Origin of the sequence: Alienimonas chondri, from assembly GCF_013036045.1 — a bacterium.
GTDB classification, from domain to species: Bacteria; Planctomycetota; Planctomycetia; order Planctomycetales; family Planctomycetaceae; genus Alienimonas; species Alienimonas chondri.
This window is the reverse complement of record NZ_WTPX01000023.1, coordinates 22408-45224: the sequence shown is the minus strand read 5'-3', so window position 1 is coordinate 45224 and position 22817 is coordinate 22408. Positions and strand designations below refer to the sequence as shown.

General features: G+C 67.3%; 21 protein-coding genes. 14 read left to right on the top strand and 7 right to left on the bottom strand.

Going from position 1 to position 22817, the window contains the following annotated elements; all coding sequences use genetic code 11:
* The first annotated feature begins 220 nt into the window (after nt 1-220).
* The 3 genes from rplI to dnaB all read left to right on the top strand — a co-directional run bounded on the left by rplI (nt 221) and on the right by dnaB (nt 2653).
* Nucleotides 221-745, top strand: coding sequence for a 50S ribosomal protein L9 (gene rplI / locus LzC2_RS05610; protein ID WP_171184640.1), 525 nt, complete (start codon nt 221-223; stop codon nt 743-745).
* Between the two features lie 2 nt (nt 746-747).
* Nucleotides 748-1023 (top strand): DUF7660 family protein, encoded by a 276-nt coding sequence (locus LzC2_RS05605; protein ID WP_171184638.1) that lies wholly within the window; start codon nt 748-750, stop codon nt 1021-1023.
* A 160-nt stretch (nt 1024-1183) separates the two neighbouring features.
* Complete coding sequence (gene dnaB, locus LzC2_RS05600; RefSeq protein ID WP_171184635.1) at nt 1184-2653, top strand: replicative DNA helicase; 1470 nt, start codon at nt 1184-1186, stop codon at nt 2651-2653.
* 37 nt (nt 2654-2690) lie between these two features.
* Here dnaB and LzC2_RS05595 read toward each other — a convergent pair whose 3' ends face one another.
* The 3 genes from LzC2_RS05595 to argJ all read right to left on the bottom strand — a co-directional run bounded on the left by LzC2_RS05595 (nt 2691) and on the right by argJ (nt 8382).
* Nucleotides 2691-3890, bottom strand: coding sequence for an aldose epimerase family protein (locus LzC2_RS05595; protein ID WP_171184633.1), 1200 nt, complete (start codon nt 3888-3890; stop codon nt 2691-2693).
* Nucleotides 3891-3972: 82 nt separating this feature from the next.
* Entirely contained in the window at nt 3973-7053 is a 3081-nt protein-coding gene (locus tag LzC2_RS05590) for a proline dehydrogenase family protein (RefSeq protein ID WP_246254780.1), read from the bottom strand.
* A 138-nt stretch (nt 7054-7191) separates the two neighbouring features.
* A complete protein-coding gene (gene argJ / locus LzC2_RS05585; RefSeq protein ID WP_171184632.1) occupies nt 7192-8382 on the bottom strand; it encodes a bifunctional glutamate N-acetyltransferase/amino-acid acetyltransferase ArgJ in 1191 nt (396 codons plus the stop codon).
* Nucleotides 8383-8462: 80 nt separating this feature from the next.
* Here argJ and LzC2_RS05580 point away from each other — a divergent pair, with 80 nt between their 5' ends.
* Entirely contained in the window at nt 8463-8747 is a 285-nt protein-coding gene (locus tag LzC2_RS05580) for an addiction module protein (protein ID WP_171184630.1), read from the top strand.
* Nucleotides 8737-9051, top strand: coding sequence for a type II toxin-antitoxin system RelE/ParE family toxin (locus tag LzC2_RS05575; RefSeq protein WP_171184628.1), 315 nt, complete (start codon nt 8737-8739; stop codon nt 9049-9051). Before LzC2_RS05580 ends, LzC2_RS05575 begins: the two co-directional genes overlap by 11 nt.
* Before the next feature lie 7 nt (nt 9052-9058).
* On the opposite strand, the gene argC is transcribed toward LzC2_RS05575, so the two are convergent.
* Complete coding sequence (gene argC / locus LzC2_RS05570; protein ID WP_171184625.1) at nt 9059-10093, bottom strand: N-acetyl-gamma-glutamyl-phosphate reductase; 1035 nt, start codon at nt 10091-10093, stop codon at nt 9059-9061.
* A gap of 125 nt (nt 10094-10218) precedes the next feature.
* Between argC and LzC2_RS05565 the strand changes: the two genes are divergently transcribed.
* From LzC2_RS05565 to LzC2_RS05535, 7 genes are all read left to right on the top strand, one after another.
* Nucleotides 10219-11436: a cupin domain-containing protein gene (locus LzC2_RS05565; RefSeq protein WP_171184623.1), complete on the top strand. Its 1218-nt coding sequence runs from the start codon at nt 10219-10221 to the stop codon at nt 11434-11436.
* An 83-nt stretch (nt 11437-11519) separates the two neighbouring features.
* Nucleotides 11520-12551 carry a sugar phosphate isomerase/epimerase family protein gene (locus LzC2_RS05560; protein WP_171184621.1) on the top strand — a complete coding sequence of 344 codons (1032 nt, stop codon included), beginning with the start codon at nt 11520-11522 and terminating at the stop codon, nt 12549-12551.
* 127 nt (nt 12552-12678) lie between these two features.
* The gene (locus LzC2_RS05555; RefSeq protein ID WP_171184619.1) at nt 12679-13830 is read left to right on the top strand and encodes a Gfo/Idh/MocA family protein; all 1152 of its coding nucleotides are present in this window, start codon (nt 12679-12681) and stop codon (nt 13828-13830) included.
* Nucleotides 13831-14020: 190 nt separating this feature from the next.
* Nucleotides 14021-14500, top strand: a complete 480-nt coding sequence (locus tag LzC2_RS05550) for a GreA/GreB family elongation factor (protein ID WP_171184617.1) — start codon at nt 14021-14023, stop codon at nt 14498-14500.
* An 81-nt stretch (nt 14501-14581) separates the two neighbouring features.
* Entirely contained in the window at nt 14582-15907 is a 1326-nt protein-coding gene (locus LzC2_RS05545) for an outer membrane protein assembly factor BamB family protein (RefSeq protein WP_171184615.1), read from the top strand.
* A 69-nt stretch (nt 15908-15976) separates the two neighbouring features.
* Entirely contained in the window at nt 15977-16180 is a 204-nt protein-coding gene (locus LzC2_RS05540) for a hypothetical protein (protein ID WP_171184613.1), read from the top strand.
* Nucleotides 16180-16572, top strand: a complete 393-nt coding sequence (locus LzC2_RS05535) for a type II toxin-antitoxin system death-on-curing family toxin (protein WP_206678575.1) — start codon at nt 16180-16182, stop codon at nt 16570-16572. Before LzC2_RS05540 ends, LzC2_RS05535 begins: the two co-directional genes overlap by 1 nt.
* A 70-nt stretch (nt 16573-16642) precedes the next feature.
* On the opposite strand, the gene LzC2_RS22115 is transcribed toward LzC2_RS05535, so the two are convergent.
* Nucleotides 16643-16945, bottom strand: coding sequence for a hypothetical protein (locus LzC2_RS22115; protein ID WP_246254779.1), 303 nt, complete (start codon nt 16943-16945; stop codon nt 16643-16645).
* A 600-nt stretch (nt 16946-17545) separates the two neighbouring features.
* Nucleotides 17546-19750, bottom strand: coding sequence for a sigma 54-interacting transcriptional regulator (locus LzC2_RS05525; RefSeq protein WP_171184611.1), 2205 nt, complete (start codon nt 19748-19750; stop codon nt 17546-17548).
* A 130-nt stretch (nt 19751-19880) separates the two neighbouring features.
* Between LzC2_RS05525 and LzC2_RS05520 the strand changes: the two genes are divergently transcribed.
* Both LzC2_RS05520 and LzC2_RS05515 read left to right on the top strand, forming a co-directional pair.
* A complete protein-coding gene (locus LzC2_RS05520) occupies nt 19881-21173 on the top strand; it encodes an outer membrane protein assembly factor BamB family protein (RefSeq protein ID WP_171184609.1) in 1293 nt (430 codons plus the stop codon).
* A 148-nt stretch (nt 21174-21321) separates the two neighbouring features.
* Nucleotides 21322-21666, top strand: coding sequence for a hypothetical protein (locus LzC2_RS05515; protein ID WP_246254777.1), 345 nt, complete (start codon nt 21322-21324; stop codon nt 21664-21666).
* Here LzC2_RS05515 and pheS read toward each other — a convergent pair.
* Nucleotides 21663-22712: a phenylalanine--tRNA ligase subunit alpha gene (gene pheS, locus LzC2_RS05510; RefSeq protein ID WP_171184604.1), complete on the bottom strand. Its 1050-nt coding sequence runs from the start codon at nt 22710-22712 to the stop codon at nt 21663-21665. The genes LzC2_RS05515 and pheS overlap by 4 nt on opposite strands.
* Between the last annotated feature and the right edge of the window lie 105 nt (nt 22713-22817).

Sequence of the window (22817 nt, the reverse complement as noted above, 5' to 3'; positions counted from 1 at the left end):
GCGGCTATCAGCGCGGCAGCCGCGGCGGCGGGGGTGCGCAGCAGTCCTCCGGCGGCCCCGGCGGCGGGGATAGCGGCGGCAGCCCCGCAGACGACTATTATCAGGACGCCCCGTCCGATCTCGGCGACGACGACGTTCCCTTCTGACCGGTCGACGCGGTTTGCCCGAACCGCCTCGCCCTTCCCGATCAACGACTCACCCGTTTTCCGCTGACGCCCCGATGACCGCCCCCAACAAGACGCGCGCCCGCACTTCCCGCCGAGGTGTCGGCGGTTCCAGCAACTCCTTCGTCGAAGTGCTGCTCGCCGAACCGATCGTCGGTCAGGGCAACCGCGGCGAGATCGTCCGCGTTCGTCCCGGCTACGCCCGCAACTACCTGTTGCCGATGGGGCTGGCCACGATCGCCACGGAGAACAACCGGCGGCAGGTGGCCAAGCACCAGGAACGCATCGGCCAGATCGAAGGCGAACGCCTCAAGACCCTCAAGACGACCGCGGATTCGCTGGGCCGGTACTCCGTGACCCTCGAAGCCAACGCCAACGAGGAAGGCCACCTGTACGGCTCGATCGTGCAGACGGACATCTCCAAGGCACTGAAGGCGGCCAGCTTTAACGTCGAGCCGGATCAGGTGAAGCTCGAGGGTCCGCTGAAGGAACTCGGTATGTACACCGTGAAGATCGAATTGCACGAGAAGGCCAAGGCCGACGTGAAGGTCTGGGTCGTCCCGGGCGCTGCCAAGGGCTGACGATGGCGGTCGCGTCATCAGGTTCGTCGTCCCTGCCGCATCCTGAGGGGGTGCGGTCTCGGGCGGAGTTCGCGGAGTTTCTTCAGCGACTCAGAGGCGACTTGGAAGTGCGACCGGATGAGTGGGAGAACGTCACGCTCGAATCGTTCCTCGAAGCCTTCGCCGCCATCGCCCACGACGCCCCCGGTTGGGTGAAGAACGGCGTATGCAGCGATGTCGAATCGCCGTCGTGGGCGCTCTTCGCACGGTTGGTCTCGACGGCCGCGCATTACGAGTGACGCCGCGGCGGCGCGGATTGGCGCGGTCGTACAGGCGGATCGCCGGTTCCGGTCGATCGGCGGCAGTGAACTTGCGTTCCCGCCGGTCGATGACCGACCTAGAACGAATGACCCGTTCCCCGGGTCGTTCGCCCGCCTCCCCACAGGACTTCCCGCTCTGATGTCCGATCGCTTCGATTCCGCCCCCGCCCCCTGGGACGCCCCGGACAGCGGTCGGAGCGAGGGTCGCGGTCTTTCGAAGCGGAAGAAAGGCGGCGAGGGGTCGGCCGGGATCGACCGCACCGGCGCCCTGCCGCCGCAGAACCTGGACGCCGAACGCGGCGTACTGGGCAGTCTGCTGGTGATGAACGAGGCAATCGACGACGTCGCCGAGTTCCTCACCGCAGACCACTTCTACAGCGATCGCCACCGGGCGATTTACGAGGCGATCCTCAAGCTGTCTGAGAGCGGCGCTCGCGGGATCGACCTCGTCACCGTCGCCGACAAGCTTGCTCAGACGGGCATGCTGGAGGAGGCCGGGGGGCTGGTTTACCTCGACGAAGTATGCGCCAGCGTCCCGCACGCGGCTCACGCGAAGTACTACGCGGAGATCGTCCGCGAGAAGGCGGTCCAGCGGAGCCTGATCTACGCCTGCACCGACGTGCTGACGGAGTGCTACGACTCCTCCCGCCCGGTGCAGGAGGTGCTCGATTCGGCGGAGCAGAAGATCTTCGCGATCTCCGAATCGCAGGACGGCGGCGAGAAAATCGCCATCGATCAGATCCTCCAGATGGCGTGGGACCGGATCGAGGAGCGGGCCAACAGCGACGGCGACGCCACCGGCCTGCCGACCGGCTTCCTCGACCTCGATCAGAAGACGAACGGCTTCCAGCCTGCCGAGTTGATCATCCTCGCCGCCCGTCCTTCGATGGGAAAGACGGCGCTGGTCTGTAACTTCGCCGAGGCGATCGCGGACAAGACCGGCAAGGGCGTGCTGTTATTCAGCCTGGAGCAGAGCAAGCTGGAACTCGCGGAGCGATTCCTCTGCATCCGGGCCCGGGTCAACGGGCACAAGCTGCGGGCCGCGGACTTCGACGATGCGGAGCGCCATCGCCTGATGGTCGCCAGCGGCGAATTGAACGAGATGCCGCTGTTTATCGACGACAAGCCGGGCCGGACGGTCTCCCAGATCGCCGCGATCGCACGACGGCTGAAGCGTCAGAGCGACCTGGGCATCATCATCGTCGACTACCTCCAGCTCGTGGAGCCGGAGGACAAGAAGGTGCCCCGCGAGCAGCAGATCGCGTTCATCTCCCGGCGACTGAAGTTCATCGCCAAGGAACTGGACATCCCCGTGATCGCGTTGGCTCAGTTGAACCGCGGTGTCGAACTCCGCGAGGACAAACGGCCTCGGTTGGCGGACCTGCGTGAGTCCGGCGCCATCGAGCAGGACGCCGACCTCATCGCCTTCCTGCACCGCCCGGAGATGTACGACGCGGAGGATCGCCCGGGCGAAGCGGAGATCGTGATCGCCAAGCACCGCAGCGGCCCCACCGGCATCGTCACCCTCACGTGGCGGGCGGAGTGCATGCGGTTCGAAGACTACGCCGGCACCGCGGGCCCGGACTACGCGGTCAGCGAAGGGTTCTGAGCGGCTGCGACGCGGGCTCCGCAACCCACGTCGCAGCTCACTCCGCGGCGTCGGTGGTGAAGCGGAAGGTCGTCGTGCTTCGCATCGTCTCGCCGGGCCGCAGGATCGTGGACGGGAAGGCCGGCTGATTGGGGCTGTCCGGGAAGTGCTGCGTCTCCAGACAGAAGGCCCCCCGCTTCGTGTACGGCCGGCCGGACGTGCCGACGATCGAGCCGTTGAGGAAGTTGCCGGTGTAGAGCTGTACGCCGGGTTCGGTCGTCCTCACCTCTAAGATTCGACCGGTCAGCGGTTCATGGACGCGGGCCGCGAGGGTCGGTTCCTCCGCTCCCGCATCGCCGCGGTTCAACACGAGGTTGTGGTCGTAGCCACCGCCGATTTCAAGTTGTTCGTTTTCGGCGTCGATGCGTCCCCCGATCGGCGTCGCCGCCCGGAAGTCGAACGGCGTCCCCTCGACCGGGGCCAGTTCGCCGGTGGGAATCAGCGTGTCGTCGACGGGGGTGAAACGATCGGCGTTCAGCGTCAGTTCATGCCCGAGCACGTCGCCGGCACCCTCCCCCTTCAAGTTGAAGTAGGTGTGTTGGGTGAGGTTCACCGGGGTGGGTTTGGTGGTCTGTGCGCCGTAATGGACTGTCAGCGTGTCTCCAAAAAGGCCGTAGACGACGATTGCGGTCAGTTCGCCGGGATAGCCTTCCTCGCCGTCGGGACTGACGTAGCGGAAGGCGACGGTGTTGCCGGCCACCGGCGGCATCTCCATTTTGAGGAGGGCACCGTAGTCGTCAGAGCGTTTCCCGGGGCGGCGGGGGTCTTGAGAAAGGATCGTCTCCCACCGGACTGAATCAAATCCGACGTCGCCGCCGTGCAGGCTGTTCAGGCCGTTGTTCGCGGGCAACTCGTAGCTCTTGCCGTCCAACTCGAACGTCGCCCCGGCGATGCGGTTGCCGTAGCGGCCGACGACGGCCCCGAAGTACGGATTCCGCCCGCTCTGCACGTCGTCGATCCAGTCCGACAACTCCGGCCCGTGGCCGAGGGCAACGTTCGTTCGGTTCCCCTCCCGGTCCGGGCAATCGATCGAGAGGATGCGAGCGCCGTAATTCGTCACCTTGACCGTCACCCCGGCGCCGCCGTCCAGCGTGTAGACGCGGAAGGCGTCGGCGGGTTCGGAGGTCACGGTCTGGGCGGGCGCTGGGGAGACAGCCGCTGCGAAGGACACGGCGGCGAGAAATGATCGGGCGAACATAACGGCGGTTCCGAATGGGCGAACCGCGTCACCGTAGCCACCTCCCAAGCCGGACGCATGCGTCCGGCCTGGAGGGGTTCGCTCACTCGCCCTTCTGGGGGGCGGACGGCTTTGCGGCGCCGGGGGCGAAGCCGCGTCGCATGGTGTTCTCCGTCACGTTGACCGGGACGAGGAACTGGTGCAGGTAGTCCGGCCCGCCGGCTTTCGTGCCGACGCCGGACAGCTTGTAACCGCCGAACGGCTGCCGGTTGACCAACGCTCCGGTGCATCCCCGGTTCAGGTAGATATTCCCGGCGACTAACTCGCGACGGGCGGTTTCGAGGTTCTCCGGCGAGCGGCTGAACACGCCGGCGGTCAGGGCGTAGTCGGTCGCGTTCGCCACCTCGATCGCCTCGGCGAAGGTCTTCACCTTGAGGACCGCCAGCACCGGGCCGAAGAGTTCGTCGTTCGCCAACGGATCATCTTGCGTCACGCCGGTGAAGACGCGCGGGGGGACGTAGTGCCCCTTGGCGGGCAGATCGAAGTCCGACAAGTCGAGCGTCGCGGCCAATTCGACCTCCTCGCCAAGGTTCTTCAGAGCCTTCTCGATGCGGGCCTTGGAGTCCGCATCGATCACCGGGCCGACCTGCACGCCGGGGCGCTTCGGCTCGCCGATTTCCAAGCTCTCGACGGCCCCTTTGAGCCGTTTCATGAACTCATCGTGGCAGTCGGCCAACACGACGGCGCGACTGCACGCGCTGCACTTCTGGCCGGCGTAATCGAACGCGCTGTGCAGCACGCCGAGAACGGCTTCGTCGAGGTCGGCGTCGGCGTCGACGATCACCGCATTCTTGCCGCCCATCTCCGCGAGGACGGTTTTGACGTGATCCTGACCCGGAGGAGTCTTCGCGGCCTCGGCGTTGATGCTCAGACCGACCTCGCGGCTGCCGGTGAAGGCGACGAGGGAGACGTCCGGGTGCTTGACCAGCGGCGGGCCGATCAGTTCGCCGTCGCCGGGCAGATAGTTCACCACGCCGTCCGGAATGCCCGCGTCCCGCAGCACGTCCATCAGCAAGGCGCCGATGACGGGGCTTTGCTCCGCCGGCTTCATCACGACGGTGTTGCCGGTCACCAGCGCGGCGGCCGTCATGCCGGTCAGGATCGCGAGGGGGAAGTTCCACGGCGCGATGACCACCGCGACGCCCCGGGGGCGATAGCTCAGCACGTTGTGCTCGCCGGGCACGTCGACGACGCGGCCCGCGGCGAGATCCCGCATCTGCTGGGCGTAGTAGTTGAGGAAGTCGATCGCCTCGGCGACGTCCGCATCGGCCTCGCCCCAGCTCTTGCCGACCTCGCGGACGATCCAGGCGGACAGCTCGAACCGGCGGTGCCGCAGGCCGTCCGCGGCGAGTTCGAGGTATTCGCAGCGATGCTCGGGGCCGGTGCGCATCCAAGCCGGGAACGCCTTCTTCGCCGCGGCGACGGCGGAGTCCGCGTCGCGGGGGGTGGCCGCGGGCGCCTTGCCGATGACCGTCACGCCGTCGGCCGGATCGCGGGAGACGAGGTTCAGGTTCGGCTGCACGCTGCGGCCGTCGATCACCAGTGAGTACTCCCCGCCCAGTTCCCCTTCGACCTGCTCAAGCGCGGCGAGCATCGCGTCGCGGTTCTCCGCAATCGCGAAGTCGGTCAGCGGTTCGTTGGCGAAGCCGCCGTGCGGCGGGTTCGTTTCAAGCTGTTCGGGGGGTTCGGCGTCGCCGGCGGTGACGGGATTCATGAACAGTTCGGCGGGGTCGGCGTCGGGGTCGTGGGCGTGGCGGACGAACGAATCGTTCGAACTGTTTTCAAGCAATCGGCGGACGAGATACGCCATCCCGGGGATCGGCTCCCCGAACGGCGTGTAGATGCGGACGCGGCGGCCGGCGTCGCGGAGCAATTCGGCCTGCTCCCCCGCCATGCCGTACAGCATCTGCACCTCCCAGGCGCCGTCCGGCACCTCGAGCGCCTCGGCAACGGCTTCGGCGTGGGCGAGGCTGCGGAGGTTATGCGAGGCGATCGCCGGGCGAAGCGTCTCGTGGTTCGCCATCAGGAACCGCGTGCACCGCTCAAAGCAGGCGTCGCTGTCCGGCTTCCGCGTGTAGACCGGCACCGGCCAGCCGCGGGCCGCGGCGGTGACGGTTTCGTAGTCCCAGTAGGCGCCCTTCACCAGCCGCACGGTGATCGGCGTGCCGCGGTCGTTCGCCCAGCGATTCAGATCTTCCAGATCCTGCTCCGCATCGCGGAGGTACGCCTGAATGACCAAACCGGCGTCCGGCCAGTCGCGGAACTCCTCTTCGATCAGCACCCGTTTGGCGATCTCCAGCGTGATCGCTTTGAAGTCGTACTGCTCCATGTCGAAGTTCACGAACGCCCCACGTTCCTTCGCCAGCCGCAGAATCGGGCGGAGACGCTCCGTGACGCCGTCGTAGGTGCCCGACGGATCCGCCGGATTGAACCGCGGAAACAACGCCGAGAGCTTCAGCGAGACGTTCACCCGCGGAATCGGACCGACGTGGTCGGTATCGGTCGGTTCGTTCTCCGGCCAGGCGTTGACGGCCTCGGAGAGACCTTCGATCAGATCGAGGTACTGCTGCTGATACTGGTCGGCCTCGATGTCGGAGACCACCGCTTCGCCCAGCAGGTCGAGCGTGAAGGCGAAGCCTTCGCGCCGCAGTTGGCGAACCGTCTTCAACACCTCCGGGACGGTCTCCCCGGCGATGAACCGTTCGGCCATCTGGCGGGCGTTCCAGCGAGCGCCCACCGCCAGCGCTTTGCCGACCATGCTGTTCGGGTCGCCGTTGAGGGCCAGCCGAGCCGGGGCCGGCAGCCGGGAGACGTCCGTGAAGTATTCCCGGAGATGCTTCGTGACCGCCCGGTGCGTGCGGAGCGTGGGCAGCACGTCGACAAAGCGGAACGCCTGCACCTTGAGGGCTTCGTCCCCCATCGCCCACTCCATCAGGCGGTCGTCCCAGAACCGCTTGGAGAACATCGACGCCCCCCGCCGTCCCCGCCGCGTCCAGTGAGCGGTCGCGGTGCGGATCGCGGCCGCATCGAGGGCGTCGAGATCGAGCGCAGCGACGGCGTCCGGTCGGTCGGGCCGAACGGCGGAGGCTGGGGCTTCTGGAGCAGGAGGCGTGGCGATCGCCAAAGCGGGTTGTACCTTCCGTGGGGCGGAGCGAAGCGAGGGAGTGTAACATCGCGGCCCAAAAGGTCTCGTCGGCATCCTCCGATGAGACGGATCTCTCGCTCCCGCAGCACTCGACGAGCGCGAGCAGGAGCAGCGCGACTACGTCGTGTAGTCGGCGTTCAGACGGACGTACTCCGCCGTCAGGTCGCAGGTCCAGAACCGGCAGATCCCCGGGCCGTCGCCGAAGTTCAATCGGAGCGAACAGTCCCGGTGGGAGCGAATCGAGTCGCTGAGCGTCGCCTCGTCGAACTCGACCGGCACCCCGCTTCGGCAAACCGCCTGGCCGTTGATGTCGAGATCGAACCGACTCGGTTCAAACGGCACCCCGGCGTAACCCGCAGCCGATTTGATCCGGCCCCAGTTCGGGTCGGCGCCGTGGATCGCCGTTTTCACCAGCGGACTGTCCGCGACGGTGCGGGCGATCGTGGCGGCGTCCTCGTCGCTGGGCAGCCCGGTCACGTCGATGGTGACGAAATGCGTCGCGCCTTCGGCGTCGCGAATGATGTCTGTGGCGAGGTCTTCGCACACCTCGTTCAACGCCGCGGCGAAGGCCTCCTCATCGCACGGCCCCGCGGCGCCGTTGGCGAGCAGCAGGACCGTGTCGCTGGTCGACATGTGCCCGTCGACGCTGATCCGGTTAAAGGACCGATCCACCGCGGCCCGCAGCAATCGATCGGCGTCTGAAGGCGTGACCGCGGCGTCCGTCAAGACGACGCCCAACATCGTCGCCATGTTCGGCGCGATCATCGCGGCGCCCTTCGCCGCCCCGCTGAGTCTCGCTTCGCCGCCCTGCTCCGTTTGGAGGGTGCGAGTCGAAAGTTTCGCGAAGGTGTCCGTGGTCCGCATCCCCTCCGCGGCGGCATGCAGATCGTTCGGCGTCTCGCCCAGCGCCGCGGCGAGCTTCGGCAGGCCGGGGCGAATCGCGTCCATGTTGAGGAAGTGCCCGATCACCCCGGTCGAGCAGATCGTCACCGCCTCGTCGTCGCAGCCGAGCGCGGCGGCGATCGCGGCGGTCATCTCGCGGGCGTCGGCGAGGCCGCGGGCGCCGGTCGAGACGTTCGAACATCCGCTGTTCATCACGACCGCTCGCGCGGCGTCGCTCGGCACGCGCTCCCGGCTGACCTGCACCGGCGCCCCGACGACCACGTTCTGAGTGAACACCCCCGCCGCGGTCGCCGGGCGATCCGACACGAACAACGCCAGATCCCGCTTCGCGGGGTCGGATTTGACGCCGCAATTCACCCCCGCGGCGGAGAACCCAACGGGGAGCGGAACGGACTCAGCGGGCATCGCAGCTTCGATCTTCGGTCGGTCGGGGGACGGCGGTACAGTAACGTTCCCACTTCGCCCCGTCCCGTGAGCCTTCTCCGATGACCACCCTCGCCGAGATCGAAGCCGCCGCGTTTGCGTTGCCGGAAGAAGACCGCGTCGAGTTGGGCCGCCGGCTCGTCGAAGGGGCGGCAGTCGATTCGCCCGACGCCCCCCCGCCGGGCATTCTCGCCGCGGACGCGGAGGGCGTCCGCGCAGCGGAGCGACGGTTGGAGGCGTATCGTCGGGGCGAGTTGAAGGCCGTCCCTCATGAGGAGGTGATGCGGAAGGCGGACGCCGTCCTCGAAGCCGCACGACGCGAGCAGGAAGCTGCCCGTGCCGCTTAAGACGCTCGACGAAGCGGAAGACGAGTTCCTCGAAACGCTCCGTTACTATGCGTCGCAGGACTGGCGGACCGGTCATCGGTTCCGCCGGGCTTACGATACGGCGATCGCCCGCATCGCGGCCGACCCGACATCGCTTCCTTGGCACCACGAAGCTGCGTCCGACGAAACACGCTTCAAGCGGATCGACGGGTTCCCGTATCTGGTTCTGTTCACGACGGTCAATCCAGGTGGAGTCGTCGTGTTGGCGGTCTTGCACGAGTCGGCCGGCCCTTCTCGACTCTCCGCGGCCGAAAGGCGCACGTAGAGGTTGTTTACCCGCCCACTTCCGGGAAGCCGGTGATCTCCGGGCGGCCGGTGATCAGATTGAAGTTCTGCACGGCGACGCCCGCGGCGCCTTTGACCAGATTGTCCAACGCGGCGAGGACGACCACCTTCCCCTTCGCGACGCGGACCGTCAGGTCGCAGAAGTTCGTGCCGACGGTCGCTTTCGTCCCCGGCAGACCGTCCAACACGCGGACGAACGGGCTGTTCGCGTAGAACATCGACAGCGCCTCCCGGGCCGCCTCGGCGGTCAAAGGCTCGGCGGGCGTCGCATAGATCGTGGCGAGAATCCCCCGATCCATCGGCACGAGGTGCGGGGTGAACAACACGTCGACCGGCTTCTGGGCCACATCGGAGAGCACCTGCTCGATCTCCGGCTGATGGCGATGGTCGCCGACGGCGTAGGCGGCGAGGTTCTCGTTGACCTCGCAGAACAACGTGCCGAGCTTCGGGTTCCGACCGGCGCCGCTCGTGCCGCTCTTGGCGTCCACGATGATCCCGGTCGGCTCGATGTAGCCGCCGGCCAGCAACGGGGCGAGAGCGAGGATCGTGGTGCTGGTGTAGCACCCGGGGTTAGCGACGAGCCGGGCGCCGGGGATCTGCGTCCGAAGCAATTCCGGCAAGCCGTAGACCGTCTCCGGCAGGCGGGCGGCGTCGACGTGGTCGAGCTTGTACCACTCCGCGTAGACCGCGGGATCGTTCAGGCGGTAGTCGGCGGAGAGGTCGACCACTTTCGCCCCGGCGTCCAACAGCGCCGGCACGACGGCCATGCTGGCGCCGTGGGGCGTGCACAGGAAGACGATCTCGGCCCGCTCGGCGAGTTGCTGCGGGGATAGGTTCTCGCAGTGAAGATCAAGCCGCCCGCGGAGCGACGGGTGCACGTCGGCGACGTGGGGAGCGTCGTCTCGGCGGGTGGTGAGCGCAGTCACCTCCGCCCCCGGGTGGCGAGCGAGGATGGTGAGCAGTTCGCGGGCGGCGTACCCGGTCGCGCCGTGAACGGCGACGGTGGTTCTGGCGTCGGACATGGCCGGAAGTGTAACGCCGCGGCTTCGGGGAACCTCCCGAGATTGGTCCGCGGTCGGTTTCACATGGACCGCGGAAAGGGCATCATCCGGGGCCGATCCGTTGCCACGCCGATCTTTCCCCACCAATGCCTGACGCTTCGTCCTTCGCCGCCGCCGCCCTCAAAGCCGGGAACGGCATTCTTCGACTGTCGCCCACCTGGGTGCCGCGGTCGTTCCTGCAGCCGGGGCGTCGTCTGAAGCTGCGTCCCCAGGATTACTACGCGCTGGGCAAAGAGCGCGGCGGAATCGACGAACGCTGGTTCGCCAGCACCACGCCGGCGGCCAACGAAGGCGCCCCGCCGGACGAGGGTCTCTCCTACGTCGTGCACGACGGCGATCGCCTCACGTTGCGGGACGTGATCGCGGAGCTGAAGGCCGATGCGATCGGCGAAAGCATCTGGAACAAGTACGACCGCTGGCCGGTCTACAGCAAGTTCTTCGACAACATGGGGCCGATCCCCCATCACATGCACCAGAGCCAGGAGCAGGCGGAACTGCTCGGTCTGGAAGGCAAGCCGGAGAGCTACTACTTCCCCCCGCAGATGAACGCCATCGGGAACAATTTTCCCTACACGTTCATGGGATTAGAACCCGGCACTTCGAGGCAGGACGTAATCGACTGCCTCGATCGCTGGAACGAGGGCGACAACGGCATCCTTGATCTGTCCAAGGCCTATCGGCTGAAGCCGGGCACCGGCTGGCTGATCCCGCCCTGCGTGCTGCACGCCCCGGGCTCGCTGGTGACCTACGAACCCCAGTGGGGCAGCGACGTCTTCGGCATGTACCAGAGCCTCGTGGAAGGCCGCAGCGTCCCGCGCAGCCTGCTGACGAAAGACTTCCCCGAAGAACACCACGACGACAACGCGTACCTCGTCGACGCGCTCGATTGGGACAAGAACGTCGACCCGAACTTCAAGGCAAACAACTACCTGGAGCCGATCGTCGCCGACGAGGGCGAAGGCTACGCCGACCGCTGGGTCGTCTACGGCCGTATCGAAGGCGCCCAGCTGTTCACGGCGAAGGAACTGACGGTCGAACCGGGCGCCCGCTGCACCATCACCGACGGCGGCGCCTACGGCTGGATCACCGTGCAGGGCTGCGGCAGCATCGGCGGCGTGGAACTGCAAACCCCCGCGATGATTAAGTTCGGCGACATGACGATGGACGAGGTCTTCGTCACCGCTCCGACCGCCGGCAAGGGCGTCGAAGTGATCAACACCGGCACCGAGCCGCTCGTCGGCCTCCGCTACTTCGGCCCGGAAGCCCAGGTGAACGCCCCGGACGTCGGGGCTCACACGGCCTGAGTCCCGCAATCCGCGACGGCGTCGGCGGGGTACGGCCCCGCCGGCGCTTCGATATTCCTCATTCGACATTTCCGCAACCGCTCATGCCCTCCTTCCCCAAGCTTCACAACGCCGCCTGGCCCGGTCTCGTCGGGAAGGAGCCGGACACGGACAACCCGCCGATCGATCTGGAGACGATGCTTGATCACACGGCGAAGGCCGAGGTGGACGGGCAGAAGTTCGACGGGATCGACCTGTTCCTGTTCGATCCGCACGTGTCGATCGACGCCGACCGCGATGCGTTGGAAAAGCTGGCCGAAATGGTCGGCTATCGGAATCTCGTCGTCGGCAGCGTCGTGGCCCCGGTGTGGGAGCCGACCGGCGGCGGCAGCGCGATGGATCCGGGCGAGGGCCGCACGAAGTTCCTCACCCAGATTCGCAAAGCCTGCCACATCGCGAAGGAGCTGCGGGAGATCGGCATTCGGCGCTACGGCGTGGTGCGGATCGACTCCGCGACTCCGCCCGCCGATTGGGCCGACCATCCGGAAGCCGGCACCCAGGCCATCGCGGAGACCTTCCGCGAAGCCGCCAAGATCGCCGAGGATCACGGCGAACGGCTCGCCGTCGAGGGCGAAATCTGTTGGGCCGGCATGCATAGCTGGCGCGAAGTCTTGAAGCTGCTCGAAGCCGTCGATCGCCCCGGCGTGGTCGGCTTCCAAGCGGACATGGCCCACACGTTACTGTACCTGATGGGTTACAACGCACCGGAAGATGCCCTGCTCCCGCGGGACTTCGACTGGTCCGACACCGCGACCCTCGACGCCGCGTACGCGGAGATGACGGACGCGCTGCGGCCCTGGACGATCGACTTCCACGTCGCCCAGAACGACGCCACCGTCCACGGCACCGGCTCGCACGACAAGACCGGCCGTCACTGCCTGCCGGACGACCCGAACGGCAAGCTGGATATCGCCAAGCGAGCCGGCGCGTGGCTGGACGGCGCCGACGATCGCGGCATCAAGCACATCTGCTGGGACGGCTGCATGTTCCCCAACGACGTGATGGCCAAGGAGGAGACCTGGAACTCCATCCTCAAGGCGATGATCTCCGTCCGCGACGCCCACGGCTGGGGCTGACCGGCGGGACGGGTCGTCGCCGTCGCTTTCCCAACCCGACGCGTCAGCGAGGGACGATCGCTCATCCACCCGCAGCCCTCGCTGACGCTTCGGGTTAGTACCTCATTACCGCAATACCGCTCGAATCATGCCCGCCGACGCTCCCCCCCTCAACATCGGCCTGATCGGATACGGCTTCATGGGCCGCGCCCATTCGAACGCCTATGTCCAAGCCGGCAACTTCTTCGACCTGCCGCGGAAGCCGACGCTGAAAGCGGTTTGCGCCCGCAACAAAGATCGGGCCCAGGCGTTTGCGGACACCTGGGGCTACGAGTCCGTCGAGACCGACTGGCGGGAACTGCTGAAGCGGGACGACATCGACGCCGTCGACATCGCCACGCCGAATAACCTGCACCACGAGATCGCGATCGCCGCCGCGGAGGCCGGCAAGGCGATCCTGTGCGAGAAGCCGCTCGCGATGGACTCCGCCCAAGGGCGGGAGATGGTGGACGCCGTCGAGAAAGCCGGCGTCGCCAACACGGTCTGGTACAACTATCGCCGCATCCCCGCTGTCTCGCTGGCGAAGCAGCTGATCGACGAAGGCTTGCTTGGCCGGATCTTCCATTACCGGGCGAACTTCCTGCAGGACTGGACGATCAACGAAGAGCTGCCGCAGGGCGGCGAAGCGTTGTGGCGGCTCGACGCCGCCGCGGCCGGCAGCGGCGTGACCGGCGACCTGCTCGCCCACTGCATCGACACCGCCCTCTGGCTCAACGGCGGCGTCTCCGACGTCTCCGCCATGACCGAGACCTTCATCAAGGAGCGGGTCCATCAGGGCACCGGCGAGAAGCAGAAGGTCACGATCGACGACGCCTGCGCCTTCCTCTGCCACTTCGAGAACGGCTCGCTCGGGCTGTTCGAAAGCACCCGCTACGCCCGCGGCCACAAGGCGCTCTACACGCTGGAGATCAACGGAGAGCACATGTCGCTCCGCTGGGATCTGCACGATCTGACCCGGCTGGAAGTGTTCGACTACCGCGACGAAAGCGCCATCCGCGGTTGGAAGAGCGTGCATGTCACCGACAACGGCGGCGAACACCCCTACATGGATCACTGGTGGGTGCCCGGGTTGTCCGTCGGCTACGAAACGAGCTTCGTGCACCAGGTCGCGGACTTCGTGACGAGTCTCGACGGCGGGGACTTCAAAGGCCCGACGTTCGCCGACGCGCTCGACACGCAGAAGGTCTGCGACGCGGTCCTCAAAAGCGCCGCGGATCGCAGTTGGGAAACCGTCGGTTGAGCGACGGAACTGAATAGGACACCTGACGGGCGAAGGTCGCTCGTCTATGATGCGGTCTTCCCGCCGACCGCCGTACCGACCGGGGGACGCCCACCGTGGCGTCCCCCGGTCGTTTGCGCCGTCTCGCTTGCGACGTCGCGTCAGCGCCGTCGGCGGTTCAGATTCTCGCTTTCCCTGCTGGGTATTATCCATGGACCGCCAACCGATCACCCGCGAAGGGTACGACAAGCTAAAGGCGGAGGTTCACGAGATCGAGACCGTTCTGCTTCCCCGCTGCCGCGAGGCGATCAAGACGGCCCGCGAGGAGGGCGACCTGTCCGAGAACACGGAGTATCACAGCCAGCGGGAGACCCAGGCGATGCTCAACGCCAAGGCCGCCCAGATCAAAACGAAGCTGGCGAACTCCCAGATCACCGACGTCAGCGACCTGCCGACCGACAAAGTCGCGTTCGGCTGCATCGTCACCGTGAAGGACGGCGACGGCGAGGAGAGCCGCTACGAATTGGTCGGTCCCGGCGAGGATGACTACATGGCCGAACCGATGAAGATCCTCACGGCCAGCCCCGTCGGCGAAGCCTTGATCGGGAAAAAAGTGGGCCAGAAAACCAAGGTTGAGAAGCCGGCGGGAACCGTCACCCTGACCGTCGTGAAGGTCGAAGCCCCGGCCTGAGCGCTGAACCTGAGTGCTGAACAGGGGCGACAGCGGAGGGCGCGGGGTACGATCACGGCCCCGCCTCCACGAAGACCCGCCGTGATCCGCTTCGCTTTGCACTCTGCGGCCCTCGCCGCCCTCCTCGCGACGACCGCGTCCGCCGCCGACTGGCCGCAGTTCCGCGGGCCGGACGCTCAGGGTCACGCACCCGTTGACGAAACCGGTCTGCCGGTCGAGTGGAGCGAGACGAAGAACGTCGCCTGGGCGGTCGACACCCCGCCGGGGTGGTCCTCGCCGGTGGTCGTCGGCGACCGTGTTTATCTCACCGCGGCGTCCGAACCGCAGGGCGGCGAGGTCACGCTCTCGGCTTTGTGCCTGTCAACCGCGGACGGATCGGTGATCTGGGAGAACGATCTGTTCGAGAAATCGACCGAGGAGCGGATGCATAAGAAGAACAGCCGGGCCTCGCCGACGCCGATCTTCGCCCGGCTCAGCGACGGATCTGCGGAAGACGGAGCGTTATTCGTTCACTTCGGCCCCGGCGCCACGGCCCGACTGAAGGCCGACGACGGGTCGGTCGTCTGGACGCGGGACGACATCGATTACCCGCCCGTTCACGGCGGCGGGCCGTCGCCCGTGCTCGTGCACGATCTCCCGGGCGGCCCGATTCTGTTCTTCCCCTGCGACGGGGGCGAAGATCCCTTCGTCATCGCTCTCGACGCAAGGACCGGCGAGACCCGCTGGAAGAAGGATCGGCCGGACGTCGGCGCGTCGAAGACCTTCTCCTTCGCCACGCCGCTGCTGTTCGACGCAGACGGACCCGGTCCCGCCCCGACGCAGATCCTCAGTCAGGCGACGAATCAGGTCGTCGCTTACGACGCCGCGACGGGCGATGCTCTGTGGGCTGTGCCGTACGAAGGCTTTAGCGTGACGCCCCGCCCGGTCGTGGGCGACGGCAATCTCTTTCTCTCCACCGGCTTCATGCGACCGACGGTGATGGCGATCGACCTCCAGCAAGCCGCCGCCGCGGGGCCGCCCCGCGCGGACGGCCCGGTCGACGCTGCGGGGGACGCGATTGTGTGGGACCTCTCCCGCGGCGGCCCGACCACCCCGAGCCTGCTGCTCATCGACGGGCTGCTGTACTTCGTCAGCGACAACGGCGTCGCCTCCTGCGTCGAGGCCGACAGCGGCGAAGTCGTCTGGAACGAACGATTGGGCGGGAACTTCTCCGCCTCCCCGACCTACGCCGACGGCCGGATTTACTGGCTGGACGAGGACGGCAAGTGCACCGTTTCCGCCCCCGGCCGCGAGTACCGCGAGTTGGCGGTGAACGAACTGCCCGGCCGCACCCTCGCCTCCCCCGCGGTTAGCGGCGGGGCGATCTATCTGCGAACGGACTCCAAGCTGTTCAAACTGGCGAAGTGACGCCGCGGCCCTCGAGCGGCACGGGCCGGTAAACTGAACCGCTCCTTCCCGCATGTTGTCTGGTCGACCATGAACGCCCCCGCCACGCTGACCGTTGAGCTTCCTGCCGCACTCACCGAATGGGTGAAGGCGGAAGCCGCGAGACGAACGGTCGGCGAGGAGGAGATCGTTCGTGGGGCCGTCGAAGCCGCCGCGGAACGCAGTCGCCGGGTCTCGACAGCCATTCAGGAGATCGTGACCGACAACGCTGAGTTGTATCGAAGGCTGTCCTGATGGAGCGACTGACCCTCGACGACCTGCTTGAGCTTCACGAGGCGATTCTGGCGACATCGGGCGGATCGACCGGACTGAGAGATCCGGGGACGGTGCATTCCGCGTTGTCCCAGCCGTTCGCGGCCTTCGGCGGAAAGGATCTGTATCCGTCGCTGGAAGAGAAGGCGGCGTGCATTTGCTACACGATCGTCCGCGGGCATCCCTTCGTCGACGGCAACAAGCGCACCGGGCACGGCGCCGCCGCGTTGTTTCTGAAGCTCAACGGCTTCGAGTTGCGTGCTGAAATCGACGATGCCGAAGCGACGATTCTCGCCCTCGCCGCGGGGACGCTTCCACGGGAGGAACTGACCGTGTGGGTTCGAGATCATGCGGTCCCGCACGCCGCGGACTGACGACCGCGCAAGCAACGACCCGGACGCTGAGAGCGTCCGGGTCGTTGAGAATCAGGCGGTCGATCGCCGCTCAGTTGCCGACGCCGAAGCCGGCGAGGATGCCGGCGAACCGGTCCGGGGCGTGATCGCAACAATCGTCGTTGTGCCACAGCGGCAAACCGGCCGCATAGCGGGCCGCCAATACCAGCACTTTGTCTTCGCTACCGGGTTTGGCTTCGGTGGGGCGGGACGGGTCGATGCCCATCGCCAGGAAATCCGCCTCGTCCGTGAAGCCGTCGCCGACGCCCCCCATTTCCTGAAAGCCCTCCATGGGCATATCGTCGACGGCCAAACCGTCATCAGCGAAGGTGGGAGCGGAAAACTGCAGCGACATGGGCGGTTTCTTTGAATTCAGGCCGAGCCGCGGCTTCATACAAGAGGCACGAAGCGGAGGACGTCGGCGGTCGTCACGGCGAACCGGGGGCGGAACCCCGGTGTCGAGTTAAGGAAGGTTTGAAAGTGTCGTGTGAACCCCGCCGCGAAAGCGGGCGATCCCGACCGTCATGGATGACGGGGCGGGACGGACGAAGCGATCCCCACTCTGCGGGCGATCGAACCGTCGGGCGGCGGGATGGCGGAAGGAGTCCGGGCGGCCGCATCGTGCAGACCGGTCGACAGACACCGCCGGCCGAGTTGCCGGGCCTTTCCATAACGGAAGGGAATATCCCGAGGCAATTCAGGGGGCCGGGAGAGCTGATTCTCCGCCCGCGCCGCGTCCTGTCAACAAAATCTTAGTCGATCCGAGTCATTCCACCCCTCTTCAGCCCGCAATCGGAACCGGATCGGCAACACCCCCGGTCGCGGGCAGGCAACGCCCCGATCGACCAAAATTGAGTGGCGACTTGAACGCAACGTCCCGCTTTGGACGGATGAATGAGGTCAGGCCTCCAGCGGGCAGCTCATCGACGCCGGGTTGACGGAGCCTCCGGCCGAGTCAAACGTCCGCGCCGGGCCGTTCCACGCCGTATTTCTTCAGTTTGCGGTCCAGAGTGCTGCGTTCGATTCCGAGGATCGACGCCGCTTTCGATTTGTTCCAACCCGTGTGACTGAGCGTCGCCAGGATGTGCTCCCGCTCCAGGACCTCCAACGAGATGGACCGATAACGCCCCCCCACCCGCGAAGGGTCGTCCGCCCCGGTCGACGTGCCGTCGAGCTCCGATTGCCCCACAGGCGGAGCGAACGCGGTGAGGCGCAGGTCCGCCGGTTCGACATGACTGCCGCGGCACAGGACGACGGCCCGCTCCACGGCGTTCTTCAACTCCCGCACGTTCCCGGGCCAGCGATACTCCATAAGCAACTGCTCGGCGGCCGGGGTAAATCCCTCGATCTCGCGGCCGGCCCGGGCGGCGCTGACTCGGAGGAAATGTTCCGCGAGGACCGGCACGTCCTCCGGCCGATTCCGCAGCGGCTCGACCGTCAGAACGACGACGTGCAGTCGGTAGTAGAGGTCTCGACGGAAGGCGCCCTTCTCCACCGCGGCTTCCAGATCGCGATTCGTCGCGGCGACGACTCGGACGTCGCAGCGGATCTGTTCGCGACCGCCGACCCGCTCGAATGCGTGACCCTCCAGCACACGCAGGAACTTGGCCTGAATCGCGGGGCTCATCTCGCCGACCTCGTCCAGAAACAGCGTTCCGCCGTCGGCCGCCTCGAACTTCCCCACGGTCTTGGCCGTCGCTCCGGTGAAGGCGCCCTTCTCGTGGCCGAATAATTCGCTTTCGAGCAACGATTCGCTCAGCGCTGCACAGTTCATCGTGACCAACGGCCCCGCGGAGCGCGAGCCGTGTCGATGCAACGCCCGAGCGACCAGCTCCTTCCCCACGCCGCTCTCCCCGCGAACCAGCACGGTCGCATCGGTCGGGGCGATCCGCCGGAGTTCCTCGCGAAGGGCGATCGTCGGACCGCTCTCGCCGATCATCTCCCCGCCCAGCGCATCGCCGTCGAACAGCGAACGACGCAACGTCGCGTTGACCTGCTCCGCCTTCGACAACCCGGCCGCCAGCGATTCGGTCTGCTTGGCCAGTTCCTCCCGGTCATGGGCGAGGTCGTCCCGATCCCGCAGGTTGGCCAGCGCCAGGGCGAGCTGATCCGCCACGGCGAGGGTGAAGTCCAGGTCGCTGGAATCCAGCGGGTTTCCCGGATCCAGCGAGTACAGGTGCACCAGTCCGATGATGCGCTCGGCCCCCTCTTCGATCCCCTCCCCGCCCGGCCGCTCCGCCAAGGGACGAAGCGGGGCGCAGATCAAACTCTCGGCACGCAATTGCCCGAGACTGTCGCGGCCCGCCAGACGATCGTCGTCGTCCACATCCTCGGCCAAGACGGCCTCGCCGCCGGCCAGCACGGCCCGGGAGAGGCTCTCGCTGACGAGGCGGTACGGCCCGTCGGTGCGAGCCCGGTGGGCGACGAGGCTCAGATGCCGCACGGTGCGGGCGGCGCGACGGTGGGCGTCCGGATCTTCGTCTGCGGCCTTGCTGGTCGACTCGCCGCTGGCTTGATCGCCGGCGAGCAAGAGGACGGCGGCGATGTCGGCGGGGGTGCGATCGAGCAGCACGTCCAGCGCCGCCTCGCCGGCGGCGGTCGCATCGGCGGCCGAACCGAGCGCCAAAGCCAACCGGTACAGCGTGGCGGCCCGGCGATCTCCGGCGGCGGGGCCGTCCGGCGAACGGCCCGACAGACGGGTATCGCGGCGCCGATCGAGGATCTTCGGCTCCTCGGGCGTCCCAGCTCCCCCTTCCTTCGGGAGGACTCCGCCGCGGGTTTCGCCCTCCAATCCGTCGTCGCCGTCCGGCAACGGGGCGGCGGGATCGTGCGTAAAGATCAGCCGGCTCTCGCCGACTGACAGCTCGTCGCCCTCGGCCAACGCTTGGGGAGTCTCCGGCGGCACGGGGTCGCCGTTCAACGTCGTGCCGTTGCGGCTGTTCAGATCGCGGACGTGCCACTCGCCGGCATGTTCGCCGGAGGTCGGCACGAATAACTCCGCGTGGCTGCGACTGGCCCGTTCGTCGGAGAGCGTGACGCGGCAGTCCATCGCCCGACCGATCGTCGTGGAGACCGCCGGGTCCAGGCGGTACAGATCTCGCCAGCCGGACCCGCCGCGGGTGGCGAGATAGGCGGGCTGCGTGCGGGGGGCGGCGCTCATCGGAAACGAGTCTACCGCGACGACGTCCGGCTCGTCCCGGACGACCCCGGCACGTCGCCAGTTGCGAACGGGCGAGCGGGGGAAGAAGGTGCGTCGTCTCGCCCCTCGAACTCCCACACCGGAACGCCCCGTGCCCGCCGCCCCCCTGCTCCTCGCGGCACTCGCCTGCCTGGCGCCCGCCGGCGCCGCGACCGCCGATGCGAACGCCTCCGATCAGTGGCCCCGGTTCCGCGGGCCGGACGGCACAGCCGTCGCGGAGGGCGCCTTTCCGGATACGTTCGACGCCAAGGCGCTCTCCTGGAGCGCTCCCCTGCTGGGAACGGGTTCTTCCAGCCCGGCGGTCTGGGGCGATGCGGTGTTCGTCACCTCCGCGGACGGTCCCCGTCGATTGCTGTACCGAATCGACGCCGCGACCGGCGATTTGGCGTGGATGAAGGACGTTCAGGTGAACCCCGACGGTCCCCCCGCCACGCCCGGTCTGCACGCCCGCAACGATCCGGCGTCCGCCACCCCCACCGTGGACGCCACGCGCGTATTCACGCTGTTCTCCGACGGCGAACGCATGGTCCTGAACGCCTATACGCACAGCGGTGAAGAATTGTGGCGCCGGGACCTCGGCCCCTTCGTCGGTCAGCACGGGCATGGGACCAGTCCGATCCGGGTCGACCTCCCCGAAGACGACCTGCCGGAGGCCGAGAGCGCCCGTGAACTGCTGGTGCTGACGAACGATCAGGACGGAGCGGGCGGCGTGCTGGCCCTCGATGCGACGACCGGCGAGACCGTTTGGACCACGGAACGCGCGAGCGAGAAGGTCGCCTACGCCACGCCGACGGTCCTGCGTCGCCCCGGCAAGCCGCTGACGTTGGTGACCGCGAGCGGCTCCGCGGGCATCATGGCGTTGGACGCCGCGACGGGCGCGGAACTGTGGCGAACGGGCGAAATGCCGGCCCGGGTGGTCGCCTCCCCGGTGATCGCCGGCGGGAAAGCGTGGGCCCTGTGCGGCGCCGGCGGCGCCGGCAAGTTGTTGGTGGGGGCGAATCTCGAGACCGGCGCCGTCGAAGTCGAGCACACGCGGTCTCTGCCGTACGTCCCGACGCCCGCGGCCGCGAACGGGCTGCTGTTCCTCTGGGGCGATCGCGGCGTGGTCACGGTGCTCGACGCCGAGAACGGCGAGGCCCTGTGGACGGAGCGGGTCGGCGGCAATTACAGCGGCTCCCCGATCGTCGTCGGCGACGCCGTAGTCTGCGTGACCATGGACGGCGTCGTGACGGCGCTGGACGCCGCTCGGAAATACCGTCTGCGGGGCACGTCCCCGCTGGGGGCGGACACCCAGGCGACACCCGCCGTCGCCGGCGGCCGAGCGTTCTTCCGGCTGGAAGATCGGTTGATCTGCCTCCCGCTGGAACCGACCGCCGCCCTCTGATGTGAACCGCGATGAGCAGTACACTGAACGCGGTTTACCGCACCCCCTGATGGGATTCTGACCGATGCCGGCATGGACGGGGGGGCCTTGCCCCGGTTGTCAGGAGGAGGTGCCCCCGCGGGTGTTGCGGTGTCCGAGTTGTCGGACGTTGCTGGCCCCGGAGTTGTCCGAGCATGAGTTCAACCCGCCGGAGTTCACCCCCCTGGCTGAGGTGGACGGACCGACGATCGTGCGGCCCAAAGGCGAACGATCGCGCTGCCCGGGCTGCGGAGAGGAGTTGCGGGTCGCCGCCAAGTACGTCGGGGTGCCCGTCGCCTGCAAGAAATGCGGCGAGCCGATGACGGCCGGCACCTCAGAACATCGCGTCGCCTATCTTGCGGATTGCCCGCACTGTCAGAAGGAGATCCGCGTGGGGATCAAGTACGTCGGGCAGCGCGTCCAATGCAAGTTCTGCGAGGGCGAACTGACGGTCTCGGAGCGTGCCGCCAGTTAGCCGAACTGCCGCAGGAATCGGACGTCGTTCTCGGTGAGCAGGCGGATGTCGCTGATGCCGTGCCGCATCATGCAGAAGCGTTCCATCCCGAAACCGAAGGCGAATCCGCTGACCTTCTCCGGGTCGTAGCCGACGGCTTCGAGGACGTTCGGATCGACCATCCCGGCGCCGCCGAGTTCCAACCAGCGGCCCTCCGCCCCGCCGTCGCCGGTGCCGGCCCCGTGCCACAACGCGTCGGCCTCGACGCTGGGTTCGGTGAAGGGGAAGAAGCTCGGCCGGAACCGCACCTTCGTCCCCTCGCCCAGATACGCCCGGCAGAACAGGGTGAGGACCGTTTTGAGGTGAGCCATCGTCACGCCCTCGCCCACCATCAGCCCCTCCATTTGATGGAACTGACAATGGTGCGTGGCGTCGATTGTGTCCGGCCGATAGACGCGGCCGATGGAGATGACCCGCACCGGCGGCGGGGTCTGCTCCATCACGCGGATTTGCACCGTGCTGGTCTGCGATCGCAGCAGCAGCGGCCCTTCGCCCTTCCCCACGCTCGCGGCGGAAAGGTAGAAATTCTCGAGCGGATCGCGGGCGGGGTGATCGTCCGGGATATTGAGCGCGTTGAAGTTGTGCCGCTCGTCCTCTACCTCGGGCCCGTCGACGGCCGTGAAGCCGAGCCGGCCGAGAATGCCCTTGAACTCCGCGATCGTGCGGGTCAAAGGGTGCACCGCCCCAATCCGGTGCGGAGCGCGCCCGGGGAGCGTCACGTCCAGCGCGTCCACGGCGGCCCCGGCCCTCGCGGATTCCAGCTCCGCCTGCCGCGCATCGAGCGCGGCCTGCACCCGCGTCTTCACCTCATTGAACGCCTTGCCGACCGCCGGCTTGTCCTCCTTCGGGACCGACCCGAGGGACTTCTGGAGGTCGCGCAGTCGCCCCTGCTTTTTACCGAGGAACTCGATGCGAGCGGCTTCGAGATCGTCCGGAGTCGCCGCGGCGGCGAGAGCGGCGGTCGCTTCGCGTTCGTAATCGGCGAACGCGGCAGTGGGGTCGGACATGGGGAAGCTCCAACTACCAAAAGATCAAGAACCAAAGCGGGCCGTCGACAGCATCAAGCTCCGCGACCCGACTTGGTTCTTGAGTTTCTGGTCCGTGATGCTTCG